Here is a 19,273-nt window from a genome sequence, read left to right as displayed (position 1 = left end):
GTGCCCAGCGAGGCCAGCTTGTTGGTCGCCGTGCCCAGGGCGTTGCTGATCGTGGTGATCATCGTCTTGGCGGCCGCGGCGTTGGCGAAGGTCGAGCTCGCCGTCAGGCCCAGGCCGACCAGCGAGATGGTCTTGGCGTTGACGGTGAACTGGGTGCCGTCGGTATTGGCCAGGAAGGCCAGCTTGGTGGTCGAGCCGTCGGCGATGCTGACGCCGTTGAACTTGGCGTTGGTGACAGCCTTGGTGATCTGGTCGCGCAGCGAGGTGAAGTCAGAGACCAGGGCGTTGAACGAAGCGGTGTTCAACGAGGTGTCGGAAGCCGCGAGCGCCTTTTCCTTCATCTTGCCCAAGAGGTCGGTGACGGTGTCGCCGGCGGCCAGGGCCACGTCGATGGTCGACTGGCCGCGTTGCAGCGAGTCCTTGACGGCGTTCAGCGCGCTGGCGGTCGACGACTGCGTCTTGGCCATCGCCCAGATCGCGCCGTTGTCCTTGGCGTTGCCGATCTTCTTGCCGGTGTTGATGCGTTGCTGAACAGTCACCAATTCGGAACTAGTCTTGTTCAGATTCTGCAGGGCAATCATCGCCCCATTGTTGGTATTTATACTATTCAAGGCCATTGTTTAGAGTCCTTGTTCAAGGTGGCCGGCGTCATTCTGGCGTCCGGGAGCATTTTGCTCGACCTTAGCAACGACTCACTAGCGTTCAGGAAGAGTGAATCTTCTCGCTTTCGCGGAAAACGTGCCGTGCGATATTTCAGCGCACCGAACATTTATTTGGGCGAGGTGGACGGCGGCGGCGTGCGACGACTCGTCGCGGTCGCGGAAGGCGGATTCAGCGGGCGCGGCGGCGTTCGGGACGGCCTCAACCGCCCTTGATCCGCACCCGCGCCGAGGCCGCGCGGCCCTGGCCGTCCACGACCCGCACCCGATAGAATCCCGCCGCGGCCGGTCGCCAGATCACCTTGCCGCTGACCGGATCCGCCGACAGCGGCGCGCCGGCCACATACCAGGTCAGGTCCTCGCCGCCGGCCGCCATGATCAGCCCGCGCGAACCGGGACCGACGCCGTCGACCTGCACCGTCGCGCCGTCGGGGGGGAAGATCAGGCGCGGGCCTTCGGACGCCTGTTGCAGGCGCTGCAGGGCGCCCGGGGCGGCCTTGGGGGCGATCGGGCGCGGCGCGAGGGCCGGGGCGTCGATCACGTCGGCCACGTCGAACAGCAGGGGCAGGGCCGCGTCGCGCCCGGTCAGGCCGCCGCGCGCCCCGCCGTCGGCCCGGCCGGTCCAGACGATGATCGCATAGCCGCCCACCACCCCCGCCGCCACCGCGTCGCGGAAGCCGTACGAGGTGCCGGTCTTGAAGGCCATGGCCGGCCCGCCCCGGGTCAGGGCCGAGGGCGCCCGGCCGCGCGGGGCCGGGGCCTCGCGCAGGATGTCCAGCACCTGGGCGGCGGCCTCGGCCCGGACGATCCGGGTTCCGCCCGCGCGCTCGCGCTGTTTCGCCTCGGCCTCGGTGAAGGCCAGCGGCTTGGCCAGGCCGCCGTCGCCCAGGGCGGCGTAGAGCACGGCCATGTCGCGCGGCGTGATCCCCGCCCCGCCCAGGGCCAGGGCCAGGCCCGAGGCCTTGATCGCCGTCTTCGGCCGCACCAGCCGCACCCCGGCGCTTTCCAGCCGGGCGGCGAAGGCGTCCGGGCCGATCTTCTCCAAGGTGGCGACGGCCGGCACGTTCAGCGAATAGGCCAGGGCCTCGCGGGCCGTGACCTTGTCGTGAAACACATGGTCGAAGTTCTCGGGCTGGTAGTCGGCGAAGCGCGTGGCGGCGTCGTCGATCTGGGTGTCGGGCGCCAGGGCCCCGTCGTCGAAGGCGAAGGCGTAGATGAACGGCTTGAGGGCCGAGCCGGGCGAGCGGATGGCGCGGGTCAGGTCGATCCAGCCGCCGGGCCGCTCGCGTCCGGCCGAGCCGACCAGGGCCCGCACGGCGCGGCCCTTGATCTGGACCACCAGGATGGCGGCGGTGACGTCCGGCCCCTGGGCGGCGGCGACGGCGGCGGCCATCGGCTCCAGCCGAGTCTGCAGGTCGGCGTCGATCGTCGAGACCACGCTGGGCTGGCTGGCCGGCGCGGCCAGGGCCAGCTCGCCGGCCGCGTGCCAGGCCAGGGTCGGGAACGGGGCGCGCCGCGGGATCGGCTCGGCGTCGGCCTCGCTGGCGGCGGCCTCGGTCAGGACATGGGCCCGGACCATCTTGTCGAGCACCGCGCGGCGGGCGGCGCGGGCGGCCTCGGGACGACGGTCCGGGCGGCGCGCCTCGGGCGACTGCGGCAGGGCGATCAGCAGGGCCTGCTCGCCGTCGGTCAGGCTGGTCGGCTCGTGGCCGAAATAGGCCAGGCTGGCGGCCCGCACCCCCTCCAGATTGCCGCCGTAGGGGGCCAGGGTCAGGTAGAGGGCCAGGGTCTCCTTCTTGGTCAGCCGGGCTTCCAGCTGGGTGGCGCGGACCATCTCGATCAGCTTGGAGGACAGGTTGCGCGGCCGCGGCTTCAGCAGGCGGGCGGTCTGCATGGTCAGGGTCGAGGCGCCCGAAGTGGCCCGGCCATGGACCACCGCCGAGCCGACCGCCCGGACCAGGGCCAGCGGGTCGACGCCCAGGTGGCCGTAGAACCGCGCGTCCTCGACCGCGATCAGCCGCTTCTGGAAGGTGGGATCGGTGCGCTGGAGATCGGCCCGCACCCGCCAGCGCCCGTCCTCGACCGGCAGGGCGCGCAGCCAGGCGCCGCGGTGGTCCAGCACCACGGGCGACGAGCGCCGGGCGCGGGCCATGTCCGGCGGAAAGGCGGCGCTCAGGGCGAAGAGGACGACCTGGACGGCGACGAAGACGACCAGGAGGCGGGTGAGGCGGGGGATGGTGATCATGTTCGCTACGGCCGACTCACTTGCCCCCTACGGACCGCTTCGCGGTCGTCTTCCCCCAGAGGGGGAAGAGCGCGAGGCTCCGCCCCCATGGGGGCGGACAGACCGCGAAGCGGTCAGGTGGGGGCAAGTCCGCCGCCCCTACCCTCCCGGCGCCACCGTGATCCGCCCCGCGTCCGACCGCGCGTTCAGGCTGGGCCGGTACATGTCCTTGGCGACGGTCCCGGGCAGGAAGAACTCGCCCGGCGTCACGGCCCGCGCCACATAGGCCATGGCGAACGGCTTCTCGCCGCCCAGGTCCAGCGCGGCGATGTAGCGGTCGTCGCGGCTTTCCTGGACATCGGGGTTGGTCAGCTCGCCCAGGAACTTGAACGGCCCGTTCTGGGCGTCGTCGGCGCCCAGGGTGGTCTCGATCTCGAAGCCGGCCGGCAGGGCGTCGTCGACCACCAGGGCGGTCGAGCGGGCCTGCATCGAGCGGCCGGAGACCAGCACGATCACCCGGTCGCCCTGGTGGATCTGGGCCGGATCGATCGCCCCGCCGTTCATCGAGAACAGCCGCTTGCTCACCGAGATGCCGTTGGCCTCGGCCCCCGGCGCGGCGACCGGCGTGCCGCGCACGCTGACCGTCCGCCACAGGGCGCCCTTGCCCTTGTTGACGAAGCGGGCGTCGGCGAGGCGCCCCACCGCCCAGCGCGGCGCGCCGCCGGCCGGCGGCAGGGCGGTCACGCCCTGGGCGTCGATGGCGATCGGGCCGGACGCCTTCAACAGCTGGTAGGCCGCCGACAGCACCGCCGCCTGCTCCTGGGTGTTGAGGGCGTCGGGATCCTTGACCACGTTCTCCAGCCGGCCCTGCAACTGGCGGGCGATGTCGCCCTGGCCGGCCTGGACCGCCAGGGCGGTGACCGCCGCGACGTCGCGCAGCGGGCTCTGGTACCAATCGGCGTCGTCGCGCCAGCCCAGCGAGCGGACCGCCTGGCGCATGGCCGAGCGGGCCCGGGCCTGGTCGCCCATCAGGGCCAGGCCCGCCGCCACCTGGGCCTTGGCCAGGGGCTGGTCCTCGTCCTTCATCTGCACGTCGTGCCACCAGCGCAGCCGCGCCAGGTCGCCGCGCCCGGCCTTGGCCATCACATAGAGGGCGTAGGCCGAGGCGCGCCGGCGCATGCGCTCGGTGGCCTTCTTGGAGTCGTCGGGCGTGCGGCCCCACCATTCGGGATATTCCAGGCGATAGGACACCGAGCTCCAGCCGTCGGGACGGCTGATCTGGCGCATGGCGTTCAGCGCCTTGTCCATCGCCTCGTCCGGCACCGCTATGCCCTGGGCCTTGGCCTCGACCAGGAAGTCGGTGGCGTAGGCGCCCAGCCAGCCGTCGGCCTCGCCGTCGCCCACCCGCCACAGGCCGAACGCCCCGTCCAGGGTCTGGCGGTCCAGCAGCTTGCCCACCGCCCCGGCCAGGATCGCCGGATTGCGCTTGAGCTTGGGATCGCTGGAGACGCTCTGGGCGTAGAGCAGCGGATAGGCGGTCGAGACCAGCTGCTCGGTACAGCCGTAGGGATAGCGCTGCAGGGCCACGGCGATGGCCGAGGGGTCGAAGCCCTTGAACGGCGAATAGCTGACCTGCAGCGTGATGTCGCCGGCCGCCAGGCCCGACAGCAGCTGGGCGTTGGGCGTGTAGCTCATGCCCGGTTGCTGCAGTTCGGTCGTCGTGCGCACCACGTCGCCCCAGCCCAGGCGGGTCTGGATCGGATAGTCCTTGGCCGTCTGGAAGCCAGGGCCGGCCACCTTGAAGCCGACCTTGCCGATCCCCGTGACGGTGGGGGCCAGGAACGGGATCTTCTCGGCGATGCGCTGGCCCAGGACCAGGGTGATGACCTTCCTGAAGGCCACGGCGATGCCGTTGGTGGCGTTGGCCTCGACCGTATAGGCCCCGGCCTTGCCCTCGACATTGTGCAGCTCCAGCGTCGCCATCGGCTTGTCGCCGGGGGCCAGGAAGCGCGGCAGGTTGAGGTCGGCCACCACCGGCTGGCGCACGGTCAGCGGCTTGGAGCCCGAGCCGACGGCGGTGTCGGTCCAGGCCACGGCCATGATCCTAAGCTCGCCGTTGAAGTCGGCGGCCGGCAGCTTGACCACCGCCTTGCCGTCCATGCCGGTCTCGACGATCCCGGACCACAGGGCCACGGTCTTGATCGGCGTCACCGTCAGCCCCTCGCCGCCCAGCTCGTCGGCGCCGAAATTGACGTTGGCCGGCGCGCCCATGTTCGGATCCAGCAGGCGGCCGTAGTCGTCGCGATAGTTCAGGGTCAGGGCCCGCTTGCCGAAGTACCACTTGGCCGGGTCGGGGCTGTCCTGGCGGGTCAGGCGCAGGATGCCCTCGTCGACCGCGGCGATGGTGACCTTGGCCTTCTGGCCGAAGCCCAGGCCGTTGACCTTGATCGGCACGTCGACGGGAGCCTTGGAGTCCAGCTTGACCGGCGTGCCGATGTCGACCGTCAGCTTGCGGCCCTTGGGCTCCAGCGGCACGTAGATCAGGCCCAGGGCCCGCTTGGGCTTGGGCGAGCTGACCGGGTCGCGCGGCTGGATCACCGTGACCATCACATAGGCTCCGCCGCCCCAGGCGGCCGAGGTCTTCAGGCGCACGGTCGTGCCCTTCTCGCCGACGCTCAGCGTCTTGAAGTCGATCAGCCGGTCGGTGGCCACCGCCACCTGGGCCTGGCCGGCATAGGGCGACTTCAGGGTGATCTCCACCGTGTCGCCCTGGGCGTAGGCCTTGGTCCCGGCGGTGACCCGCACGAAGTCGGGCGCCTCGCCCTCCTTGGCCGGCGAGCCCCAGCCCGACGAGAACTTGGTCACGGTCCTGGCCCCGTCCGGCCCCTCGACCACCAGACGGTAATCGCCCCAGCCCAGGCGGCGGGTGAAGCGCGCGGGCGTTCCGGCGCCGATATTGACCGTGGTCCTGGCCACCACCGCGTCGCGGCTGGTGCGCCGCCACTGCCAGCGGCCGTCCTGCTGGAACCAGTCGTAGTTCCAGTTCTCGCTGATCAGGGTGTAGGTCGCCGTCGAGGCGATGCGGGCGCCGGCGGCGTTGACCGCGATCATCTCCAGGCTGACCGGCGGATCGCCATTGCCGGCGTCGCCCTGCTCGACCTTGACGCCGTAATAGACCGGCTTGCCGCGCACCTTCAGCTCCAGGCCTTCGCGCACCGGACGGCCGCCGGGCTCGAACACCGAGGCGGTCACCGCCGCCACCAGCGGCTGGGCGGTGTCGCCGGCTTCGCTGGTGCCCAGGTTGAGCATGGCGTGGCCGTCGCCGTCGGTGACGGTCGTGCCCAGCTCGATGAACTTCTCGTCGAAGGGCGCCAGGTCGTCGCCCCATTCATAGCCCTTGAACTGCGGGAAGGGGTCGGTGTCGAGCCGCAGCCGCGCCTCGCCCTGGGTCTGCAAGCCCGCGCCCGGCGCGCCGTAGAGGAAGCGGGCCGAGACGTCGATCTTGCGCTCCTGGCCGGCCGCGACCGGCACGGACTCCTGGCCCGTGGCGGTGACCGCCAGCCGCTGCGGGGCGAAGTCCTCGACGCTGAAGCCGAACGACCCGGCCTCGGCGTCGGACCCTTCCATCTTCAGCACCGCCGTCCAGCGGCCGCGCGGGGCGCTCCTGGGCAGGGCGATGTCGGCCAGCACCGCGCCGGCGTCGGCGCGGCTGAAGGCGTAGCGCCTGAACTCCACGCCCGAGGGCCGCTTGACCAGGATGTAGCCCTTGCGGTCGTTGACCGCCTTGGCCAGGCGATCGCGGACCATGGCCGTCAGGTGCACGGTCTCACCGGGGCGATAGATGCCGCGGTCGGCATAGAGATAGCCGTCGATGTCGGTGGACAGCGCCCGGCCGCCCTCGGACTCGGTGCGGCCGCCGACGCCCTGCTTGCTAAGGTCGACCGGCGAGCGGTCCAGGTCCAGCACCGCCAGGTCGCCCTGGTCGCCATAGGCCATGACCATCTTGGCCCGCGCCGCGCCTTCGCCTTCCAGCAGGGCGTGGGCGAAGCGCGCCCGGCCGTCGGCGTCGGTCTTGGCGGTCGCCAGGTCCTCGCCGTCCTTGGCCACCAGGGCGACGCGCACGCCCGACACGGTCTTGGCGGTCTTCAGCGAGCGGACCACGACGTCCAGCGATTCCGCGCCGTCGTAGCCGATCAGGGCCATGTCGGTGAACATGATCCAGCGGCGGGCCTGGGCCGGGGTGGGATCGCCCTCGCCATCCGGGTCGCGGCCGCCCGAGGCGTCGCGCGCCTTGATCACATAGCCGCCCGGCTTCATCTCCTTGAGCACCGCGCCCAGCGGGAAGACGGTGGTCGCCTTCTGGCCGGCCGCGCCCTCCACGTTGATCACGCCCTTCCAGACCTGGCGGCCCTCGTCGTCGGGACTGTCGTCGCCATAGTCGCTGGCGTAGTCGCCCTCGCCGGTCGGGTCGGGGGCGCTGATCGACTTGCGCACCAGGTTGCGGTCCGAGACCCGCCAGACCTCGATGGCCAGCTTGGAGACGTTCATGGTCTCCAGGGCCACGCCGTCGGACTCCTCGCGCGGCAGGATCACGCCGTCGCCGGCGAAGCCGACATAGGGCGGCTTTTCACCAAAGGTGAAGTCGACGTCGGCGTTGGCGGCCAGGGTCTCGCCGTTCTTGCCCGGCAGGCCCTTGAGCAGGGTGATGCGGTGGTCGGTGAAGCCGACCCCGCCCAGGCACAGCTCGTCGTCCTTGACCCGCACCGCCGGCTGGCGGCCCAGGTCCGGCGAGATCAGCACGAAGTCGGCATAGGCCTTGGACGGGTCGAGCGGCTTGCTCATCTGCACGCAGGCCATCGGCTCGGCGCCGGAGCTGTCGATGCGGCTGCGCCAGACGGCGAAGCCTTCGGGCTTGGGGATCCCGCGACGCGGGGCGTTGGCCGAGCGGGGCTTTCCGAACAGCGACCAGGCCTGGCCCTTGGGAGCCTCGGCCGTCGCCGCCTTGTGGCCGAACCAGCCGAAGTCGGCGACCTTGCCGACCGCGAAGCCGCCGCCGAAGCCCAGCGCCAGGGCCGCCGCGCCGACCGCCACCAGGGGCGACTTCAGGCCGGACGGGATCCTGGCCTTGAGGGCCTCCCAGCGGGACGTCCTGGAGCCCTGGCCGCCTTCCGGCGGTGTCTCGTCCGTCGACATCCCCTGCCTCCCAACCTTAGCGTGTTGGGGGGACTTGAACCTAAGCCGGGCAGGGGGTCAACGAGATCTACGCGTCGAACGCCACCACGCCGCTGGCCAGGTCGTAGGTGGCCGAGACGATCTTCAGCCGGCCCTCGGCCTGCTTCTCGGCCAGGGTCCCGTCGGCCACTTTCAGACGGGCGGCGACGTCGCGGACGTTCTGGCGGATGGCCGCGTCCTGCAGGTCGGCCGGATGCTTCTCCTGCGCCTCCAGCACGGCCGGGATGATCGGCAGCACCATGTTCAGCAACGAGCCATGCAGGTCGGCGTGCTTGGTGGCCACGTCCACCGCCGCCCCGACGGCGCCGCACTTGGTGTGGCCCAGCACCACGACCAGCGGCGCGCCCAGGTGCTCGACGGCGTAGACGATCGAGCCCAGGCCCTCCTGGCTGACGGTCGAGCCGGCGACACGAACCACGAACAGCTCGCCCAGGTTGCAGTCGAAGACCAGTTCGGGGCCGACCCGGCTGTCGCTGCAGCCGACGATCACCGCGAACGGCTTCTGGCCCCTGGACAGCTCGGCGATCCGAACCATGCTCGGCAGGACGATGCTGGAGCCCCCGCGCGCGAAGATGGCGTTGCCCTGCTTGAGACGGCCCAGGGCCTCGTCCGGGCTGACGGCCTGGGGCGGGTGCACCTCGGCCGGCTCGACCGCGTCGGGGTCCTCCAGCGGCTTGACCTGGGCCAGGGTCTTGTCCAGCGCGGCCTTGTCGGCGGCCTGGGTCTTCAGGGCCCGGCGCGTGCGGCGGCCCTTGCGGGTCAGCACCGACGGCGTGGGACCGTCGCCTTCGGCCCAGGCCAGGGCCGGCGCGGCGAGGCCGGACGCCAGGGCGCCCAGCAGCATGCGTCTCGAAACCATCTCATCCCCCGACGAGTGCGGCGATCGTGGCCTACACTCCTGCCAGGGGAAGGTTAACCGCGCCGCAACGCCGGCCGGGCCTCAAAGCGGCAATTCGACACGTTTGACCACGGTGCGCATGGCGATCGACGAACTGACCCGGACCACCCCCGGGATCCGCGTCAGCCCCTGGGCGTGCACCCGCTCCAGGTCGTCGACGTCGGCCACCACCAGCCGCAGCAGGTAGTCCGAACCGCCGGTCATCAGGTAGCACTCGGCCACCTCGCGGACGTTGGCGATGGCCTTCTCGAAGGCGCTGAGCGTCGCCTCGGCCTGGGACGACAGGGTGACGGTGACGAAGACGCTGAGCGGCAGGCCCACGGCCCGCTCGTCGATCACCGCGGCGTAGCGCCCGATCACCCCGGTCTCCTCCAGCGCCTTCACCCGGCGCAGGCAGGCGGATTCGGAAAGATTCACCGCCTCGGCCATTTCCACATAGCTGGCCCGGCCCCGCCTCTGGAGCAGGTTCAGCAGCTTGCGGTCGAAGGCGTCGAGGTTGGCCGCAGGTTTCTTCACCGCAATGGCTCCGTGGCGATGGAATCCTGCATATCACGGTTACGGGCGCATGAAACTCCCCAGGAACCTGCGCAAACTCAGGCGTAAACCAGCGTCAAAGCCATTTGGAGGAGACTATCATGCGGGTTGGCGTGCCTTCCGAAATCAAGCCGGGCGAACACCGGGTCGGCCTGACCCCCACCGCCGTGCGCGAATATGTGGGTCATGGCCATTCGGTGCTGGTCCAGACCGGCGCGGGCCTGGGGGCCGGCTATGGCGACGACCTCTATGTCCGGGCGGGGGCGACCATCGCGCCCGACGCCGACGCGGTGTTCGCCGGGGCCGAACTGATCATCAAGGTCAAGGAACCGCAGAAGGTCGAGTGGGAGCGCCTGACGCCCCGCCACATCCTGTTCACCTATCTCCACCTGGCGCCCGATCCGGCCCAGACCGAGGGCCTGCTGGCCTCGGGCGCGGCGGCCATCGCCTACGAGACCGTCACCGACGCGCGCGGCGGCCTGCCGCTGCTGGCCCCGATGTCGGAAGTGGCCGGCCGCATCGCGGTGTTCAGCGCCGCCGAGACCCTGCTCAAGCACAATGGCGGCATGGGCCTGCTGCTTTGCGGCGTGCCCGGCGTGCCCCCGGCCCGGGTGGCGGTGCTGGGCGGCGGCGTGGTCGGCTCCAACGCCGCGCGCATGGCCGCCGGCCTGGGCGCCGAGGTGGTGGTTCTGGAGCGCTCGATCCCGCGCATGCGCGAGCTGGACGACCTCTACCAGGGCCGCATCCTGACCCGCTATTCGACCATGGCCGCCGTCGAGGACGAGATCCTCAAGGCCGACGTGATCATCGGCGCGGTGCTGACCGCCGGGGCCGCGGCCCCCAAGCTGGTCAAGCGCGAGCACCTGGCCAGGATGAAGCCCGGCTCGGTGCTGGTCGACGTGTCGATCGACCAGGGCGGCTGCTTCGAGACCAGCCACCCGACCACCCACGCCGAGCCGACCTACACGGTCGACGGCGTCGTCCACTACTGCGTGGCCAACATGCCCGGCGCCGCGCCGCGCACCTCGTCCGAAGCCCTGGGCAACGCCACCCTGCCCTTCGGCCTGGCCCTGGCCAACCAAGGGCTGGACGCGCTGAAGGGCAACATCCACCTGGCGCGCGGCTTGAACGTCCTGGCCGGCCAGCTGACCCACCCGGCCGTGGCCGAGGCGCTGGGCAAGGCGTCGGTGGATCCGTATGGGGCGTGGAAGTAAGGGCGGAGCAAATACTTGCCCCCACCTGACCGCTGCGCGGTTTGTCGCGGCGAGGGGGCGGAGTCTATGGCGCGAAGCTCTTCCCCCTCTGGGGGAGGAGCGCCGAAGGCGCGGAGGGGGCAAGTGAGCGCACGCGGCGCCTGAAGCAAATCCCTAAGCCGCGAACCGTCCCAGGTCCTGGTGGCTCTCCACCAGGTCCAGCACGTCGTGCATCGAGAAGCCCGGATCGGCCGGATACAGCGCGTCGTAGATCGAGCGCGCGAAGGCCAGGTCGGCCGGGGTCTTGACCCGCCAGTCGTAGTGCGACCAGTCGCGCTGGGCCTTCAGGTGGGCCTGGCGGAAGCGGTCGGGCCGCGCGCGGATGGCGGCGGTCGGCGAGATCATGGCCAGGGGATCGCGAACCTCGGCGGCGGCGATGCGCAGCGCCTCGACGGTGACCACCTCGACCTCGAGGCCGGCCGGGAAGGTGCGTTCCACCCGGTTGGAGGTGTAGGCCGCGCCGCTGACCAGGGCCAGGCGGACGGCCTCGTCGATCACGGCGGGGTCGACGAACGGCGCGTCGCCCTTGATGCGGACGATGTGGCTGACCGGGCCGGCGGCCTCGGCGCAGCGGGCGATGCGGTCAAGGATGTCGCTGCCCGCGCCGCGGTGCACGGCGTAGCCGCGCGACACCACCAGGCCGGCCAGGCCGTCGTCGGCGGCGTCGCTGCTGGTGGCGACGATGATCTTGTTCAGGCGTCGGGCGCCGCGCAGGCGCTCGAGCTGGCGCAGGATCATCGGCTCGCCCTGGAGGGTGGCGACGGCCTTGCCGGGCAGACGCTTGGAGCCCATGCGGGCCTGGACGACGGCGAGGATCATGGCGTTCGGCTCCCTCGGTGTTGCTCAGCTCTTGTCCTGAGGCTGAGCTTAGATTCGTCCGAGCGTCAGGCGACCCAACGTCGCGGGTCCAGGGCCACCGGATCGTCGATGGCCATGTCGTCCCAGTCGAGATCGGGCGGCGGGCTGGAGGCGGCGGCGACCACGGCCGACAGCTCGGCGGCCGAGGTGACCCCCACCAGGACGGCGCTGGCCTCGGCGCGCGACAGGGCGAAGCCCAGGGCGGCCTGCAGCGGATCGGACCGGCCCTCGGCGATCATCCGCCGCACCTTCGACAGGCGGCCCGAGGCCCCCTTCAGCTGGGCGGGAACGCGGTCGGGCGGCAGGAACAGCAGGCCGTTCAGGAAGATCGAGCGCAGCTGCACCTCGATCCCCATGCCGGAGATGCGCTGCAGCGAGCCGTCGGCCAGCAGGCGCTGATCCAGCAGGCTGGCCGGGGCTTGCAGGATGTCGGGCTTGAAGCGGCGGGCCACGCCCACCGGATCGTCGCTGGCGTGGGCGGCGACGCCGACCTTGGCGAACAGCCCCTGGTCGCGCAGCCGGGCCAGGCGGTCCCAGACGGCCGCGCCGTGCGGGCCGAACAGCTCGGCGGGCGAGGAGACGACGATGGCGTCGGCGCGCTCCAAGGCCAGGCGGCGCAGGGAGGCGCGGGCCTCGGCCTCGACGAAGTCCGGGCCGCGGTCGGCGCGGGCGGCCGACAGGGTGACGCGGAACGGCACGGGGCGCGGGATCAGGTCGCCCAGCACCTGCTCGGACCGGCCGTAGTTGCCCGACACGTCCAGCACCGACAGGCGGGCGCGGGCGGCGATGGCGAGGATGTCGCGGGCTTCGGTTTCCGGCGAACGGGCGCGCGGCGACGCGCTCATGCCGTCCAGTCCGAACTGGGCGGCGGCGAGACCGAGCTTGGAAACGGAAAGCGACATGGAAATCCGTGAGGATGCGAACACCTGTGACACGAACCGTACGCCCCAAGGTTTGAAGAAGGCGTTTCTGGAAACTTGCCGAGGGGTTAACATCGCCGGCGATGAAGCTTCCCGATCCTCCGCTCGAACAGGCCCCCGACACTGCCGGGGAAACCGCCGGGGACTGGCCGCTGCACGGCCTGGCCGAGGACATGCGGCCCGCCCTGGCCCAGGCCCTGGCGCGCGGGCCGGCGGGCCTGGCGACGATCGTTTCGCTCGGCGACGGCGGCCCGCGTCCGGTCGGCGCCCAGATGGTGTTCGGGGCGGAGAGCCGCGCCGGTTTCCTGTCGGGCGGTTGCATCGAGGCCGATGTCGAAGCGCACGCCCGGACCTGCATGGCCGACGGCCGGCCCCGGCGGCTGGTCTATGGCGAGGGCAGCCCCTGGCCCGACATCCGCCTGCTGTGCGGGGCGCGGGTCGAGATCCTGGTCGAGCGCCTCGCCTCGGACGACGCCGCGGCGCGGGACCTGCTGGCCCTGGCCCGGGCGCGGGTCCCGGCGATCTGGACCAGCGACGGCGAACGGCGGTTCTGCGTCCCGCTGTCGGACGAGGTTCCGGCCTGGCCCGGCGCCTTTTCGCGGCGCTTCGACCCGCCGCCCCGGCTGGTGGTGTTCGGGGGCGACCCGACCGCCCTGGCCGTGGCCAGCCTGGGCGCCCAGTCGGGCTTTTCGACCACCCTGGTGCGCCCCAAGGGCCCGATCGCGCCGCCGCCCCTGCCCGGTGTGGCCTATCGTCGCGATGACGTCGCCGGCGCCGTGGCGACCATCGGACTGGACGCCTGGACGGCGGTGGCGGTCTGCGGCCACGACGAGGAGGTCGACCACCAGGCCCTGCTGGCCGCCCTGCCCTCGGCCGCGCCCTATGTCGGCCTGTTGGGCGCGCGGCGGCGGCTGGGCGCGCGGCTGGACCGCCTGCGGGCGGCCGGGATCGCCGAACACGACCTTGCGAAGCTGCGCGCGCCGATCGGCCTCGACCTGGGCGGCAAGGCCCCGTTCGAGGTGGCCGTGGCGGTGATCGGCGAGATCATGGCCGCGCGGCACGGCCAGCCGGCCCTGGCGCGGCGGCCCTGATGAAGCACGCGGGTCCGCAGGCCCTGGACCGGCTGGAGCCGCTGATCGCGCGGATCCGCGACCTGCCGGGCCTGGTCGAGAAGACGCGCGGAACCTTCTACCGAAAGTCCCGGCCCTTCCTGCATTTCCACGAGGACCCCAGGGGCCTGTTCGCCGACATCCGGATGGACGGCGACGATTTCGAGCGCATCGACGTCAGCGATCCGGACGGGGCGGACCGGCTGGTGGCGATGGCGCGGGCCTGGCTGGAAGCCTGACCCCTACTCCGCCCGCCAGTCGCCCGACTTGCCGCCGGTCTTCTCGACCAGGCGCACGGCCTCGATGACCATGCCCTTCTCGGCCGCCTTCAGCATGTCGTAGATCGTCAGGCAGGCCACCGAGACGGCGGTCAGGGCTTCCATCTCCACGCCCGTCTGGCCCTTCAGCTTGACACGGGCCATCACCGCCAGCCCGCCCTCGGCCGGCTCGACCGACACCTCGACCTTGGACAGGGCCAGGGGGTGGCAAAGCGGGATCAGGTCGGACGTCTTCTTGGCCGCCATCACCCCGGCGATCTCGGCCACGGCCCGGACGTCGCCCTTGCGGCCGGTCCCGGAGATGGCCAACTCACGGGTCGAGGGGCGCATCCGCACGAAGCCGACGGCGATCGCCTCGCGGACCGTCTCGGCCTTGTCCGAGACGTCGACCATCCGGGCGCGGCCCTGGTCGTCGATGTGGGTCAGGCGGGTCACCGTTCCAACAGCCTCGGCATCAGTTCGACCATGTTGCAGGGCTTGTGGCGGCTGTCGAGCTGCGCCGAGATGACCTTGTCCCAGCCGTCGCGCACCGCGCCGTTGCTGCCCGGCAGGCAGAACACGAACACTCCGTCGATCAGACCGGCCGTGGCCCGGCTCTGCAGGGTCGACAGGCCCACCGAGGCGTAGCTGACCAGGTGGAACACCACCGAGAAGCCGTCGATCTTCTTGTCGAACAGCGGCTCCAGGGCCTCGACCGTGACGTCGCGGCCGGTCAGGCCGGTGCCGCCGGTGGAGACGACGGCGTCGACCTGGCCGCTGGCGACCCAGTCGCGCACGGTCCGGCGGATCGTCTCGATGTCGTCGCGGACCACCGCCCGGCCCGCCAGGTCATGGCCCGCGGCCTTCGCCCGCTCGACCAGCAGCTGGCCGGAGGTGTCGGTCGACTCGTCGCGGGTGTCCGAGACGGTCAGGATCGCCACCCGCACCGGCTTGAACGGAAGCTCCGGCTTGATCCCGCCGCCCGGGGTGAGGCCTGCCGACATCTTGTTCTCCTAGTCCCAACGCTCGGCGTCGGTCCTATCGCGCGCCGTCGGCTCGATCCAGCGGTCGCCGTCCGGGCCGTGCTCCTTCTTCCAGAACGGCGCGCGGCTCTTGAGGTAGTCCATCAGGAAGTCGCAGGCCTCGAACGCGGCGCGGCGATGGGCGGCGGCCGTGGCCACGAAGACGATCGCCTCGCCCGGCGCGACGCGGCCGACGCGGTGGACGATGCGGTAGTCCTGGAGCGCGAACCGGGCCTTGGCCTCTTCGGCGAACTCGGCGATCGCCGCGTCGGTGAAGCCGGGATAGGCCTCCAGCTCCAGGGTCGTGGCCCGGCCCCGCTCGGCCCGCGCCAGGCCGACGAAACTGGCCACGGCCCCGGTCTCGTCGCGGCCGGCGCAGAAGGTCGTCAGCAAGGTCCCCGGCTCGAAGGCGTGGGCCGTCAGGCTGATGGACGGGAAGGTCGTCATCCGCCGCTCATCGGCGGCAGGAAGGCCACCTCGGTCCCGGCCGCCAAGGGGGCCTCGCCGCGCACCAGCGCCTTGTCGACCGCCACCTGGACGCCGGGCCCGGACAGCGCCTCGGCCAGGTCCGGATCGGCGGCGGCCAGGGCGTCGCGCAGGGCGGCCAGGGAGGCGGCCTCGACGGTCCGGTCGCGCCAGCCGGCCTGGTCGGCCAGCCGTCCGAACAGCAGCACCCGCGCCACGGTCAGCCCCCCGTCGTCGACATGTGGCGAGCCACGGCCGGCCGTGCGCCGTCGATCTGGAAGTCGTGGCCCTGGGGCTTGGCGCCGATCGCCGCGAAGATCGCCCGCTCCAGCCCCGCCTCGTCGGCCCCGCCGCGGATCACCGCCCGCAGGTCGCTGGCGTCGTCGCGGCCCAGGCAGGTGTGCAGGGTGCCGGTGCAGGTCAGGCGCACCCGGTTGCAAGCCTCGCAGAAATTGTGGCTCAGGGGCGTGATCAGGCCCAGCCGCCCGCCTGTCTCCTCGACCCGCACATAGCGGGCCGGACCGCCGGTGGCGTAGGTCAGGTCCGTCAGGGTCCAGAACGACGAGAGGTCGCGGCGGACGTCCTTCAGCGACAGGTACTGGTCGGTGCGGTCCTCGTCGATCTCGCCCAGCGGCATGGTCTCGATCAGGGTCACGTCGGCGCCCTGGCCGTGGGCCCACTGGATCAGGGCCGGCAGCTCCTCGGCGTTGTCGTGCCTGAGGGCCACGGCGTTGATCTTGACCTGCAGCCCGGCGGCCAGGGCCGCGTCGATCCCGGCCAGCACCTTGGCCAGGTCTCCGCCCCGGGTCAGCTTGCGGAACAGGTCGGGCTTGAGCGTGTCGAGCGAGACATTGATCCGCCGCACGCCCAGCCGGGCCAGGTCGGCGGCATGGCCCGCCAGCTGGGTGCCGTTGGTGGTGAGGGTCAGTTCGTCCAGGGCGCCGGACCGCAGGTGCCGCGACAGGCCCTCGACCAGGGTCATGATCCCCTTGCGGACCAGGGGCTCGCCGCCGGTCAGCCGCAGCTTGCGCACGCCCAGACCGACGAAGGTCGAGGCCAGCCGGTCCAGCTCCTCCAGCGACAGGACCTCGGCCTTGGGCAGGAAGGTCATGTGCTCGGCCATGCAGTAGGTGCAGCGCAGGTCGCAGCGGTCGGTGACCGAGACGCGCAGATAGGTCACCGCGCGGCCGAAGCCGTCGACCAGGCGGCTCGGCGGGCGCGGGGAACGGGTTACCGCTTGCGCGGGGCTGGCGTCATAGGGCGTCATGTCTACGCATAAGATAGGCGCGGGACGGCATGGCGGAAAGCAAAAGCGCGCGGTGCGACGCCGTGATCCTGGCGGCGGGGGCCGGACGCCGGTTCGGCGGGCGGAAACTGCTGGCGCCGTTCGAGGGCCGTCCGCTGGCGGCCGGCGCCCTGGACGCGGCCTTCGCGGCCCCGGTCCGGCGGGTGCTGCTGGTCACCGACGGCGATCCGGACCTGGCCACGTTCGCCCGCGGCCACGCCCGGGGGCTGGGTCGGGAAGCCGATCTCGATATCGTCGTGGCGGCCGACGCCGCCGAGGGCATGGGGGCCTCGCTGCGGGCGGGGATCCAGGTCCTGCCGCCCGGCTCGGACGGCGCGTTCGTGTTCCTGGCCGACATGCCGCGCGTTCCGCCCGGCCTGGCCCGCGACCTGGCTTACGCCCTGGTCCCGGGCGTCGACGCCGTCGCGCCGCGCTGGGCGGGGCGGCGCGGACACCCGGTGCTGTTCGGCCGCGCCTGCTTTCCCGCCCTCGGCGCCTTGCATGGCGACGTCGGCGCGCGCGAGGTGCTGGCCGCGATGGGCGATCGCCTGGCGCTGGTCGACAGCGCCGACGCTGGCGTCCTGTTCGACGTCGACCGGCCCGAGGACCTCGCCTGACGGCCGGGATATGCGGCGGTCAGGACCGCGCGTGGCCCTGTTCGCGCCAGGCGGCCCAGGTGCCGAAGGCGATGCAGGCCAGAACGCCGTAGCTCCACATCGCCATGCCGATGAACAGGGTGCCCAGCGTCACCCGAAGGTCGATCATCACCGCCACGTGCGAGGCGACGATGATCGCCATGAAGGCCGAGGCGACGATCGTCCAGATCCGCCGGGTCCGCATCGAGATCCAGACGAAGACCACCAGGGTCACGACGTCGATCGCCAGGATGCCGTAGTCGGCGTTGTAGGGGTCTCGCCGATAGACCAGCAGGGAGCCCAGCCAGTCGGCGAGGAAGGCCGCGCCGACCCAGCGGGCGCTGCGATCGCCGCGCCACATCGCCAATCCGCAGACCAGGACGGCCAAGATCAAGGAGACGAGTGTGTGAATCTGCACGACGATGACGCCTGATTGCAATCAGGCGCCACCATGCCTCAGGGGCGAAGGTCGGAGAAGCAACCTGAGGTCGGTCAATGCCGCGTGCGGCGACCTTCCCACAGGATCGTCTTCACTTCCTCGATGATGCTCAGCGCGCCGTCGGAGTCGCCGGCCTGGTCGAGCGCGACCAGCTGGGGCATCAACACGGACAGGATGCGGCGCTGCACGGGGCCGAGGGTCCGCAGGTGCCGGCGGAATTCGTTCAGTTCATCGAGCGTGGCGTCCTGCTGCAGCTGGACGATCTGGGCGGTGCTCATTGCACACCTCTCATGAGTCGAAGGACGGCTTGCGCCGTGGACGGGTGGCGGTCCGAGACTAGGCGGCGAGGCCGCCGGGAACCGCGTGCAGGCCGCCGGTGCGGGGCGGATCGCCCGGCTTGTCCATGTCGCCGCCAGCCAGGGCGCCGCAGCCGATCTGGGTGCGTACAGTGGCCAGGGCGCTGTGGGTCTCGATGATCGTCCGGCGCGCGGAGACGATGTGGGCCAGGGTCTCGCCGAGGTTGGCGACGGCTTCCTGGCCGAGCACGGCCGACAGCTTGGTCTCCAGCCGCAGCGCGGGCAGCAGGCCCATCAGTTCAGCGGTTTCGCGCAGGGCGGCATCGATCGCGGCCTCGGCGCGCATCAGCTTCTCAGCGCCGGCTCGGGCGGCTTCAGTGCGTTTCATGGCATGACTCTCCCGGTCGCACGGGTACCCCCCCGCACGTTCAAGTCTGTGAAGATGTTCCTGGAAGATCGGCGCTCAGGGCGCCGGGGGCGGGCTCCAGCCCTCGCGGAACCGCTGGAGGGCGTAGAGGAATTCGTGGGCGCCCATCGTGACCGTCCCGAGCAGGATTCCGCCCAGGGTGGCGACCGCGAGGATCAGGCCCAGCCACTGCAAAGGAGTCAGGTCATCGCGCCAGCTCCTTCCATACGCAGCGGCGTGTCGTCCGCCAGGAAGGCCGTCGCGGCCAGGACCCTCAGCAGCAGCTTGCCCGGAGGATCGCCCGCCGCCTGCGCCTTGCGCAGGGCCGAGACCGTCTCCGCCACCAGCCGGCCGCGCTCGGGCGTCCCCGCCATCAAGGTCAGACCCTCTTCCAGGGACTGCCAGCTCGCGATGAAGAAGGCCGAGGTCGGGTTCGGACTGTTCGTGGAAGGTTTCGTCATGGCTGCTCTCGCTGTTGAAACGAGAAGAGACCTCTAACTGGGCCGTGGCTAGCTCAGCCGATTGCTTACGGTAGTCATTACCGGGGTCGGTTTCCCAGGCGATGAACGCCAGGGCGGCGTCGCGGCGGTTCAAACCGGCCAGCCGGCGGCGCGCGCTGAGCACGTGCATCTCGACCGTCTTGGGCGACAGCCTCAACAGACGGGCGATTTCCTTGGACTGTCGATACTGAGCGATCAGCCGCAGAATCTCCCGCTCGCGAGGAGTCAGCCGCTCGAAGCCCAGGTTGTCGCCGGAGTCCACCATGCCGCTAAAATGGTTC

At 71.5% G+C, this 19,273-nt stretch carries 22 protein-coding genes and 1 pseudogene; 5 read left to right on the top strand and 18 right to left on the bottom strand.

What is annotated here, in order from left to right:
- Nucleotides 1–617, bottom strand: a 617-nt coding sequence (locus BM066_RS16935; RefSeq protein WP_089929633.1) for a flagellin, incomplete at its 3' end; no start/stop codon positions are given.
- A 12-nt stretch (nt 618–629) separates the two neighbouring features.
- Here BM066_RS16935 and BM066_RS26040 point away from each other — a divergent pair.
- Nucleotides 630–875, top strand: a complete 246-nt coding sequence (locus BM066_RS26040; protein ID WP_143093753.1) for a hypothetical protein — start codon at nt 630–632, stop codon at nt 873–875.
- On the opposite strand, the gene pbpC is transcribed toward BM066_RS26040, so the two are convergent.
- The 4 genes from pbpC to BM066_RS16915 all read right to left on the bottom strand — a co-directional run bounded on the left by pbpC (nt 862) and on the right by BM066_RS16915 (nt 9,529).
- Nucleotides 862–2,904: a penicillin-binding protein 1C gene (gene pbpC, locus BM066_RS16930; protein WP_089929631.1), complete on the bottom strand. Its 2,043-nt coding sequence runs from the start codon at nt 2,902–2,904 to the stop codon at nt 862–864. The two genes, BM066_RS26040 and pbpC, sit on opposite strands and share 14 nt — an antisense overlap.
- Before the next feature lie 138 nt (nt 2,905–3,042).
- Nucleotides 3,043–8,076 (bottom strand): alpha-2-macroglobulin family protein, encoded by a 5,034-nt coding sequence (locus BM066_RS16925; RefSeq protein WP_089929630.1) that lies wholly within the window; start codon nt 8,074–8,076, stop codon nt 3,043–3,045.
- Between the two features lie 67 nt (nt 8,077–8,143).
- The gene (locus tag BM066_RS16920; RefSeq protein WP_089929629.1) at nt 8,144–8,974 is read right to left on the bottom strand and encodes a carbonic anhydrase; all 831 of its coding nucleotides are present in this window, start codon (nt 8,972–8,974) and stop codon (nt 8,144–8,146) included.
- An 81-nt stretch (nt 8,975–9,055) separates the two neighbouring features.
- The gene (locus tag BM066_RS16915; RefSeq protein ID WP_089929628.1) at nt 9,056–9,529 is read right to left on the bottom strand and encodes an Lrp/AsnC family transcriptional regulator; all 474 of its coding nucleotides are present in this window, start codon (nt 9,527–9,529) and stop codon (nt 9,056–9,058) included.
- A gap of 119 nt (nt 9,530–9,648) precedes the next feature.
- Here BM066_RS16915 and ald point away from each other — a divergent pair, with 119 nt between their 5' ends.
- Complete coding sequence (ald, locus tag BM066_RS16910; RefSeq protein WP_089929627.1) at nt 9,649–10,761, top strand: alanine dehydrogenase; 1,113 nt, start codon at nt 9,649–9,651, stop codon at nt 10,759–10,761.
- Between the two features lie 153 nt (nt 10,762–10,914).
- On the opposite strand, the gene BM066_RS16905 is transcribed toward ald, so the two are convergent.
- Entirely contained in the window at nt 10,915–11,619 is a 705-nt protein-coding gene (locus tag BM066_RS16905; RefSeq protein WP_089929626.1) for a glycosyltransferase family protein, read from the bottom strand.
- 65 nt (nt 11,620–11,684) lie between these two features.
- Nucleotides 11,685–12,560 carry a bifunctional regulator KidO gene (locus BM066_RS16900; protein WP_089929625.1) on the bottom strand — a complete coding sequence of 292 codons (876 nt, stop codon included), beginning with the start codon at nt 12,558–12,560 and terminating at the stop codon, nt 11,685–11,687.
- Nucleotides 12,561–12,751: 191 nt separating this feature from the next.
- On the opposite strand from BM066_RS16900, the gene BM066_RS16895 reads away from it, so the two are divergent.
- Nucleotides 12,752–13,669 (top strand): XdhC family protein, encoded by a 918-nt coding sequence (locus BM066_RS16895; protein ID WP_369823250.1) that lies wholly within the window; start codon nt 12,752–12,754, stop codon nt 13,667–13,669.
- Complete coding sequence (locus BM066_RS16890) at nt 13,669–13,926, top strand: hypothetical protein (protein WP_089929623.1); 258 nt, start codon at nt 13,669–13,671, stop codon at nt 13,924–13,926. Before BM066_RS16895 ends, BM066_RS16890 begins: the two co-directional genes overlap by 1 nt.
- 3 nt (nt 13,927–13,929) lie before the next feature.
- Here BM066_RS16890 and moaC read toward each other — a convergent pair whose 3' ends face one another.
- The 5 genes from moaC to moaA are packed head-to-tail and all read right to left on the bottom strand — an operon-like array spanning nt 13,930 to nt 16,698.
- Nucleotides 13,930–14,400: a cyclic pyranopterin monophosphate synthase MoaC gene (gene moaC, locus BM066_RS16885; protein ID WP_089929622.1), complete on the bottom strand. Its 471-nt coding sequence runs from the start codon at nt 14,398–14,400 to the stop codon at nt 13,930–13,932.
- Complete coding sequence (gene moaB, locus BM066_RS16880) at nt 14,397–14,948, bottom strand: molybdenum cofactor biosynthesis protein B (protein ID WP_089929621.1); 552 nt, start codon at nt 14,946–14,948, stop codon at nt 14,397–14,399. Before moaB ends, moaC begins: the two co-directional genes overlap by 4 nt.
- Nucleotides 14,949–14,957: 9 nt before the next feature.
- Nucleotides 14,958–15,413, bottom strand: coding sequence for a molybdenum cofactor biosynthesis protein MoaE (locus BM066_RS16875; RefSeq protein WP_089929620.1), 456 nt, complete (start codon nt 15,411–15,413; stop codon nt 14,958–14,960).
- Entirely contained in the window at nt 15,410–15,649 is a 240-nt protein-coding gene (locus BM066_RS16870; RefSeq protein ID WP_089929619.1) for a MoaD/ThiS family protein, read from the bottom strand. The genes BM066_RS16875 and BM066_RS16870 overlap by 4 nt, the downstream gene beginning before the upstream one ends.
- A 2-nt stretch (nt 15,650–15,651) precedes the next feature.
- Complete coding sequence (gene moaA / locus BM066_RS16865) at nt 15,652–16,698, bottom strand: GTP 3',8-cyclase MoaA (protein ID WP_089929617.1); 1,047 nt, start codon at nt 16,696–16,698, stop codon at nt 15,652–15,654.
- 29 nt (nt 16,699–16,727) lie between these two features.
- Between moaA and BM066_RS16860 the strand changes: the two genes are divergently transcribed.
- On the top strand, nt 16,728–17,333 hold the full coding sequence (locus BM066_RS16860) for a nucleotidyltransferase family protein (RefSeq protein WP_089929615.1): 606 nt from the start codon (nt 16,728–16,730) through the stop codon (nt 17,331–17,333).
- 19 nt (nt 17,334–17,352) lie between these two features.
- On the opposite strand, the gene BM066_RS16855 is transcribed toward BM066_RS16860, so the two are convergent.
- The 6 genes and pseudogenes from BM066_RS16855 to BM066_RS27370 form a co-directional block, all read right to left on the bottom strand.
- On the bottom strand, nt 17,353–17,769 hold the full coding sequence (locus BM066_RS16855) for a hypothetical protein (RefSeq protein WP_089929632.1): 417 nt from the start codon (nt 17,767–17,769) through the stop codon (nt 17,353–17,355).
- Nucleotides 17,770–17,843: 74 nt separating this feature from the next.
- On the bottom strand, nt 17,844–18,068 hold the full coding sequence (locus tag BM066_RS16850; RefSeq protein WP_089929613.1) for a hypothetical protein: 225 nt from the start codon (nt 18,066–18,068) through the stop codon (nt 17,844–17,846).
- A 58-nt stretch (nt 18,069–18,126) separates the two neighbouring features.
- The gene (locus tag BM066_RS16845) at nt 18,127–18,474 is read right to left on the bottom strand and encodes a hypothetical protein (RefSeq protein ID WP_089929612.1); all 348 of its coding nucleotides are present in this window, start codon (nt 18,472–18,474) and stop codon (nt 18,127–18,129) included.
- A 75-nt stretch (nt 18,475–18,549) separates the two neighbouring features.
- Nucleotides 18,550–18,687, bottom strand: a complete 138-nt coding sequence (locus BM066_RS26520) for a hypothetical protein (RefSeq protein WP_165916653.1) — start codon at nt 18,685–18,687, stop codon at nt 18,550–18,552.
- A gap of 5 nt (nt 18,688–18,692) precedes the next feature.
- Entirely contained in the window at nt 18,693–18,953 is a 261-nt protein-coding gene (locus BM066_RS16840; protein WP_018112893.1) for a hypothetical protein, read from the bottom strand.
- A gap of 124 nt (nt 18,954–19,077) precedes the next feature.
- Nucleotides 19,078–19,257, bottom strand: a pseudogene (locus BM066_RS27370) (helix-turn-helix transcriptional regulator); the annotation flags it as partial.
- Between the last annotated feature and the right edge of the window lie 16 nt (nt 19,258–19,273).

The organism is Caulobacter sp. UNC279MFTsu5.1 (assembly GCF_900114015.1).
In the GTDB taxonomy this organism is placed as follows: domain Bacteria; phylum Pseudomonadota; class Alphaproteobacteria; order Caulobacterales; family Caulobacteraceae; genus Caulobacter.
Note: the sequence above shows the minus strand (reverse complement) of the source record. Positions and strands in the feature narration are given on the sequence as shown.

Coding starts and splice junctions, on each gene's coding strand:
- BM066_RS16850 (WP_089929613.1), bottom strand. CDS start 18,068: ATGAGCACCGCCCAGATCGTCCAGCTGCAGCAGGACGCCACGCTCGAT.
- BM066_RS16840 (WP_018112893.1), bottom strand. CDS start 18,953: ATGACGAAACCTTCCACGAACAGTCCGAACCCGACCTCGGCCTTCTTC.
- BM066_RS16925 (WP_089929630.1), bottom strand. CDS start 8,076: ATGTCGACGGACGAGACACCGCCGGAAGGCGGCCAGGGCTCCAGGACG.
- BM066_RS16920 (WP_089929629.1), bottom strand. CDS start 8,974: ATGGTTTCGAGACGCATGCTGCTGGGCGCCCTGGCGTCCGGCCTCGCC.
- BM066_RS16875 (WP_089929620.1), bottom strand. CDS start 15,413: ATGACGACCTTCCCGTCCATCAGCCTGACGGCCCACGCCTTCGAGCCG.
- BM066_RS16900 (WP_089929625.1), bottom strand. CDS start 12,560: ATGTCGCTTTCCGTTTCCAAGCTCGGTCTCGCCGCCGCCCAGTTCGGA.
- BM066_RS16860 (WP_089929615.1), top strand. CDS start 16,728: ATGGCGGAAAGCAAAAGCGCGCGGTGCGACGCCGTGATCCTGGCGGCG.
- ald (WP_089929627.1), top strand. CDS start 9,649: ATGCGGGTTGGCGTGCCTTCCGAAATCAAGCCGGGCGAACACCGGGTC.
- BM066_RS16890 (WP_089929623.1), top strand. CDS start 13,669: ATGAAGCACGCGGGTCCGCAGGCCCTGGACCGGCTGGAGCCGCTGATC.
- BM066_RS16845 (WP_089929612.1), bottom strand. CDS start 18,474: ATGAAACGCACTGAAGCCGCCCGAGCCGGCGCTGAGAAGCTGATGCGC.
- moaA (WP_089929617.1), bottom strand. CDS start 16,698: ATGACGCCCTATGACGCCAGCCCCGCGCAAGCGGTAACCCGTTCCCCG.
- BM066_RS16905 (WP_089929626.1), bottom strand. CDS start 11,619: ATGATCCTCGCCGTCGTCCAGGCCCGCATGGGCTCCAAGCGTCTGCCC.
- BM066_RS16895 (WP_369823250.1), top strand. CDS start 12,752: ATGCGGCCCGCCCTGGCCCAGGCCCTGGCGCGCGGGCCGGCGGGCCTG.
- pbpC (WP_089929631.1), bottom strand. CDS start 2,904: ATGATCACCATCCCCCGCCTCACCCGCCTCCTGGTCGTCTTCGTCGCC.
- moaB (WP_089929621.1), bottom strand. CDS start 14,948: ATGTCGGCAGGCCTCACCCCGGGCGGCGGGATCAAGCCGGAGCTTCCG.